Source organism: Mesorhizobium sp. (genome assembly GCF_017306585.1).
GTDB lineage: Bacteria > Pseudomonadota > Alphaproteobacteria > Rhizobiales > Rhizobiaceae > Mesorhizobium.
Window position 1 is genome coordinate 1 of the sequence record NZ_JAFKIC010000065.1, and the last position, 6,488, is coordinate 6,488.

At 65.5% G+C, this 6,488-nt stretch carries 5 protein-coding genes and 1 pseudogene; all 6 read left to right on the forward strand.

Going from position 1 to position 6,488, the window contains the following annotated elements; genetic code table 11:
• Positions 1 to 4 precede the first annotated feature (4 nt).
• Positions 5 to 991, forward strand: coding sequence for a flagellin (locus J0I79_RS02395; protein ID WP_292855127.1), 987 nt, complete (start codon positions 5 to 7; stop codon positions 989 to 991).
• A gap of 271 nt (positions 992 to 1,262) precedes the next feature.
• A complete protein-coding gene (locus tag J0I79_RS02400) occupies positions 1,263 to 2,330 on the forward strand; it encodes a flagellin (RefSeq protein WP_292855120.1) in 1,068 nt (355 codons plus the stop codon).
• Between the two features lie 132 nt (positions 2,331 to 2,462).
• Positions 2,463 to 4,112 (forward strand): flagellar basal-body MS-ring/collar protein FliF, encoded by a 1,650-nt coding sequence (gene fliF / locus J0I79_RS02405; protein WP_292855122.1) that lies wholly within the window; start codon positions 2,463 to 2,465, stop codon positions 4,110 to 4,112.
• A gap of 3 nt (positions 4,113 to 4,115) precedes the next feature.
• Positions 4,116 to 4,736 (forward strand): hypothetical protein, encoded by a 621-nt coding sequence (locus tag J0I79_RS02410; protein WP_292855123.1) that lies wholly within the window; start codon positions 4,116 to 4,118, stop codon positions 4,734 to 4,736.
• Positions 4,733 to 6,085 carry a MotB family protein gene (locus tag J0I79_RS02415; RefSeq protein WP_292855125.1) on the forward strand — a complete coding sequence of 451 codons (1,353 nt, stop codon included), beginning with the start codon at positions 4,733 to 4,735 and terminating at the stop codon, positions 6,083 to 6,085. Before J0I79_RS02410 ends, J0I79_RS02415 begins: the two co-directional genes overlap by 4 nt.
• Positions 6,082 to 6,488 (forward strand): annotated as a pseudogene (locus J0I79_RS02420) (chemotaxis protein MotC); the annotation flags it as partial. The gene J0I79_RS02415 and the pseudogene J0I79_RS02420, both read left to right, overlap by 4 nt.

The following is a 6,488-nucleotide window of genomic DNA, read 5'->3' on the forward strand; positions in this document are numbered from 1 at the left end:
TGCCATGGCCAGTATCATGACGAACAGCGCCGCGTTGACCGCGCTGCAGAGCCTTAACGCTACCCAGAACAGCCTCAACACCACCCAGTCCCGCATCTCGACGGGCTATCGCGTCTCGCAGGCTTCCGACAACGCCGCCTACTGGTCGATCGCCACCACGATGCGCTCCGACAACCAGGCCATGTCCACCGTTTCGGACTCGCTCGGCCTCGGCGCTTCGAAGGTCGACACCGCCTACACCGGCATGAACAGCGCGATCACCACCATCAATTCGATCCAGCAGAAGCTGACCGCGTCCTACGGCCAGACCGACGCCTCCAAGCAGAAGACCCAGGTCGAAATCGCCGCCCTCCAGGCACAGCTGAAGGGTTACGCCGACTCCGCCACCTTCTCCGGCACCAACATGCTGTCGGTGTCCACCGCTTCGGGCACGGCCGCCGATGTCCAGATCGTGTCGGCCTTCAACCGCAGCGCCGCGGGCGCGGTTTCGCTGTCGACGATCAATGTCAACGTGGAAAGCATCAAGCTCTATGACGCCGGTGCCGCACCGACCAGCAAGGGCATCCTCGATGCGGCTCGCCTCGGCACCACCGGCGCTACGACCGCCACGGCACAGGCCCCGACGCTGGGTGCGGCTCCGGCAGCCGGCGACACGTATTCGGTTGCCACCCTGGCCATCGCTTCGGGCACCACGGCCGCGAGCGACGCCCAGATCTCGCAGATGATGACCGTCGTCGACGCCGCGCTCAAGGACATGACGACCGCCGCCACCAAGCTCGGCGCCGCCAAGAGCTCGATCGACCTGCAGAAGACCTTCACGCAGAGCTTGATGGACTCCATCGACCGCGGCGTCGGCCAGCTCGTCGATGCCGACATGAACAAGGAATCGACCCGCCTCCAGGCGCTGCAGGTTCAGCAGCAGCTCGGCGTCCAGGCGCTGTCGATCGCCAACGGCTCGTCGCAGTCGATCCTGTCGCTCTTCCGCGGCTGATCTTTCTCGTCCACGTAGTACAGCTAGTTAGGCGGGCCGCGCCAAAAGCGCGGCCCGTTTTGCGTTTGCTCCAGCCCCGCGCAACGCTCGTTCCTTAACCCTCGAAGCCGGTCTTTTAAGAGACCATTAACCATACCGCGTTAGATATGGTTAACCAACGTTTACAACAGATTGCCGAATCGGCCTCCGTGGCACGGCGATCTACAGGCGGGCCGACCGGCTCGCGAGGGTTAAGCCGGTGAGGGCCGGCCTTAGAGAAGGAGCGAGTTTCTTGGCAAGCATCATGACGAACGCCGCGGCGTTGACGGCGCTTCAAAGTCTCAACGCCACCAACAAGTCGCTCGAGCAGACACAGGCCCGCATCTCGACAGGCTACAGGGTCTCCGAGGCCTCCGACAACGCCGCCTACTGGTCGATCGCCACCACGATGCGCTCCGACAACCAGGCGCTCTCCACCGTGCAGGACGCGCTCGGCCTCGGCGCCTCGAAGGTCGACACCGCCTACACCGGCATGAACAACGTCCTGACCACTATCGGCCAGATCAAGACCAAGCTGTTGTCGACCGTCGGCCAGACCGATGCCGCCAAGGCCAAGACGCAGACCGAGATCACCGGGCTTCAGGCGCAGATGAAGTCATTTGCCGATGCCGCCACTTTTTCCGGTTCGAATTTCCTTTCGGTGACGTCGACCCAGGTCGCGTCCGCCAATGACGGCGTCCAGGCCGACGCCAAGATCGTTTCTTCGTTCAACCGCACGTCGTCCGGCGCCGTTCAGCTCGGCACGATCGATATCAATGTCGAGGGCACCAAGCTGTTCGATTCGGGCCTCGCCACCGCCGTCAAGAACCAGGGCATCCTCGATCGCAAGACGTCTGTCTACGCGACCGCGGCGGCGCAGACGCTTTACGACAACGCCTACAAGGCCTCGATCGCCGCCGGCGGCACCGACATCGCCGCCAATACCGCCGGCCAGACCGCGGCGGGAGCGGTGGCGAAGGTCGACAACATCTCGGCCTACAATCTCGACATCACGGCATCGGGCGTGACCGACGACATCATCACCCAGATGATCACCAAGATCGACAACGTGATGAGCCAGCTGACCGATTCGGCGACGATCCTCGGTTCGGCCAAGAGCTCGATCGACCTGCAGAAGACCTTTACCCAGAGCCTGATGGACTCCATCGACCGCGGCGTCGGCCAGCTCGTCGATGCCGACATGAACAAGGAATCGACCCGCCTGCAGGCGCTGCAGGTGCAGCAGCAGCTCGGCATCCAGTCGCTGTCGATCGCCAACAGCTCCTCGCAGTCGATCCTGTCGCTGTTCAAGAACGGCTAATCCCAGCCTGGCTGAACCATCGGCTTTACTTCAATCAATCGGGCCGCGCACCAAGCGCGGCCCGATTTCATTTTCGCACAAGCTTCGAGGACTACTGTTCCGGCGGACAGTCATGCTGGGAGCAGCGCTATCGTGCCCGAACAGATCCAGAGCATCATCTCGAATCTCCGCGGTTTTGGCGTGAAGCGCCTTGCCATGCTGGCGGGCATCGCCGTTCTGGTGATGGGCGTCATCGGCATCGCCTCGGTCTATCTCAACCGGCCTGCCTACGACACGCTCTATGTCGGGCTCGACCGCTCCGACGTGAACCAGATCGGCCTGGTCCTGGGCGAGGCCGGCATCGGCTTCGATGTCGGCGCCGACGGAACCTCGGTGCTGGTGCCGGCCGGAACCACCGCTCAGGCGCGCATGCTGCTCGCCGAAAAGGGTCTGCCGACCAGCGCCAATGCCGGCTACGAGCTGTTCGACAATGTCGGCGCGATGGGCCTCACCTCTTTCATGCAGCAGATCACCCGCGTGCGTGCGCTCGAAGGCGAGATCGCCCGCACCATCCAGTCCATAGCGGGCATCAAGGCGGCGCGCGTCCACATCGTCATGTCCGAACGCGCCAATTTCCGCCGCGACGAGCAGCAGCCTTCCGCCTCGGTCGTCATTCGCTATGCCGGCATCGACGCCGAGAAGAGCGCCCAGTCGATCCGCCATCTCGTCGCCGCCGCGGTGCCTGGCCTGTCCGCCGACAAGGTGACGGTGCTGGACTCCAACGGCAATCTGCTGGCCGCGGGCGATGATCCCTCCAACACCAGTGCGGCCCGCACGCTCGGCGTCGAACAGACCGTCGAGGCGCAGATCGGCGACAACATCCGCCGCGCACTGACCCCTTACCTTGGCCCGGACAATTTCCGCGCCAGCGTCAAGGCCGATGTCAACACCGACACCCGCCAGACCGAGGAAACGATCTTCGATCCGGAATCGCGCGTCGAGCGCTCGGTGCAGTCGGTGCGCGCCAACGAAAACAGCAACCAGAGGCAGGCCTCCACCCCGGCCAGCGTCGAGCAGAACCTGCCCGAGACCCAGGCGACCAGCACCGAGGGTCCGCAGACTTCTTCCGCGAACGACCGCAAGGAGGAGATCACCAACTACGAGATCAACTCCAAGAAGATCGCCACCGTCTCCAACGGCTACACCGTCACCAAAATGTCGATCGCCGTGGTCGTCAATCAGGACCGGCTGAAGGCGATCCTGGGCAAGGACGCGACGCCCGAGCAGATCGCCAAGCGCGTCGCCGACATCCAGAAGATGGTGACCTCGGCCACCGGTTTCGACGACAAGCGCGGCGACATCATCGACGTCTCGGCGGTCGAGTTCATCGATGGGCTTGACGGCGAGGCGATCCCGCAGGCCGGAATGCTCGATTCCGTCGGCCAGCATGCCGGCACGCTGATCAATGCCGGCGCCTTCATCGTCGTGGTGTTCCTGGTCGCCTTCTTTGGCCTGCGGCCGATGGCGGCCGCGCTGACGGCCAAGGCGACGCCTGCCATAGCGGGCCCCAATTTCGACGAGGTCCAGCGTTCGCTGCCGACACCGGAGGCAGCCGCTTCAGCCGATGCCGGCGTGCCCATCGGCGCCCTGCCCGGCGCACGGCCCGGCGCCACGCCGCTCGACGATCTCCGCCAGAAGATCAGGCCGGCGCCGCAGGAGCGGCTTGCCCGCATGGTCGATCTCAATGAGGAGCGCACCGCGCAGATCCTGCGCAAGTGGGCGGCCCAGGAAATCGCGGCGTAAACCATGGCCACCGCAGCCCTCTTCGATCTTCTCCCTGACTTCGGCACGCGCGCGCCACGCATCAGCCAGCCGCAGCCCACGGCCGAATACAGGCCGGAGGCGCCGGCGCCACAGGCCGATATCGGCATGCTGATCGCCGAGGCGGTCGCGCAGGCGGAGGCAGCGCTTGGCGAACGGCTCTCAGCCGCTCACGAAGCGGCGCTGGAGGCGGAACGCCAGGCGAATGCCGATGAGGCCAAGGCCTTTCTCGAAAGTTTCGGCGGCGATGTCGGCAAGGCGGTGTCTTCGCATATCGACGCCATGGAGATCCGCGTGACGGATCTCGTCGCCGCTACGGTCGCCCGCATCATCGGCGGCGTCGTCAGCGACGATCTGCAGAAGCGCTCGCTGGAGGCGCTCGCCCGCGCCGTCCGCGAAACCGTCGGCGACGGCGAGGCGGTGCGCATCGCGGTGCGCGGGCCGCTCTCGCTGTTCGAAACGCTGAGGGAATCACTCGGTCCGCGTGCGGCAAATCTCGACTTCACCGAGGCGCCCGGCTTCGATCTGACGGTAACCATCGACGAGGCCGTGTTCGAGACACGCATGGCGGAATGGTCGGCAACCCTGTCCGAGGTCCTGTCATGAGCGTCGCCGAAGCCGATCACGGCAGGCACGAGATCATCGTCGTGCGGCGGGGCCACCACGACCATGACGAGGGCCATCATGGCGGCGTCTGGAAGATCGCCTTCGCCGACTTCATGACCGCGATGATGTGCTTTTTCCTGGTCATGTGGCTGATCAACGCCGCCAACGAGCAGACCAAGGCGGCGGTCGCCAGCTACTTCAACCCGGTCAAGCTCGTCGACCGTGAATCGAGCCGCAAGGGCCTGGAGGATCTCGGCAACGGGCCGCGCGCGATCGGAATGACCGCCGACAACCCGCAAGACCAGGCGGCCAAGACCGGACAGGACGGCAGCGGCGCCGCGGGCTCGTCCAGCCGCAAGCAGGACAAGCAGGAACCGCAGCAGTCGAAGCAGTCCGACGACCATCTGTTCGCCGATCCCTACGCGGTGCTCTCGGAAATCGCCACCGACACCGGCGTCATGCAGAATGTCAGCCAGAAAGGCGACGGCGGCGCGCAGAGCGCGGGCCCGGCGACGGGCGCCTCCGGCGGCGCTTCCTATCGTGATCCCTTCGAGCCGGATTTCTGGTCGCAGCAGGTCGCGGCACCCGCCGCCGAGGCGAGCGCGCAACGGCCCAGGATCGAGGGCGACCCGTTCAAGCCCGGCGACAAGGCCGCCGAGACTGAGGTCGCCAAGGTCAAGGCCGTGCCGCCGGCGCCGGTTCTCGAGGACGCACCGCTCGAACCACTTGCAAAGGATGTTGCCGCCGCCACCGCGGCGGCCAAGGCCGGCGACAGCAAGCCCGCGGATGGAAAAGCGCGGGACGGCAAAGCCGCCGAAGCAGCCAAGGCCGATACCGCTATGGCGGACGCGCAAAACCCGGAGTCGCAGAAGGCTCCGACGGCCGCCGCGCTGAAGGCGGCGGCCGACGTCAAGCAGCAACTGGCCGATGCCTTCAAGCCTGGCGACAAGCTGCATGACGGCGTCTCCGTCGAAGCCACCGACAAGGGGGTCGTCATCTCCATCACCGATCAGCTCGACTTCGGCATGTTCGAGGTCGGGTCGGCCGTGCCGAGCCGCGAACTGGTGCTGGCCATGGAAAAGATCGGCCGCATCGTCAACAGCCAGAAGGGCACGATCAGCATCAACGGCCACACCGATGCGCGGCCGTTCCGCAGCGCCACCTATGACAATTGGCGCCTGTCGACCGCGCGCGCTCATTCCGCCTACTACATGCTGGTGCGTGGCGGCGTCGACGAGCGCCGCATCACTGAGGTCGCCGGCTTCGCCGATCGCCAACCGAAGGATCCCGCCAATCCCCTGTCGGCGGCCAACCGCCGTATCGAAATCCTCATGGCGACCGGCGGATGAAGCGGGCGGCGGTGACCAGCCGGCTGATGGGCCTGATGCTGCTGGCCGCCGGATATCCGTCGGCCGGCCTGACCCAGGACGCGCTGCAGCCCTATCAGCTGGTGCGCTCGCTGCAGCTCATCCAGGATCGCATCGCCGCCGGCGACCATGCCGCGATGCCGATGCAGGCCAAGTTGCTGGAAATGACCGATGCGCGGCTTCGCGCGGCGGATGCCGACGACTTCAACGATCCCAAGAACTTCCGTGCCTTGCTGGTCTACGGCATGAGCGGCGGCAATCCAGCCACCGTCGAAGCCGCGGTATCCCGCGCCACATCGATGGATGCCGAGAGCCTGGCGATCGCCAAGGGCATCATAAACTATCTGGTCGGACGGCCAGCCGGGGCGATCGAGGTCCTGAAGCC

Bases quoted from the DNA above. Each gene is read 5' to 3' on its own strand.
- J0I79_RS02410 (WP_292855123.1), top strand. From the start codon at position 4,116: ATGGCCACCGCAGCCCTCTTCGATCTTCTCCCTGACTTCGGCACGCGC.
- J0I79_RS02395 (WP_292855127.1), top strand. From the start codon at position 5: ATGGCCAGTATCATGACGAACAGCGCCGCGTTGACCGCGCTGCAGAGC.
- J0I79_RS02415 (WP_292855125.1), top strand. From the start codon at position 4,733: ATGAGCGTCGCCGAAGCCGATCACGGCAGGCACGAGATCATCGTCGTG.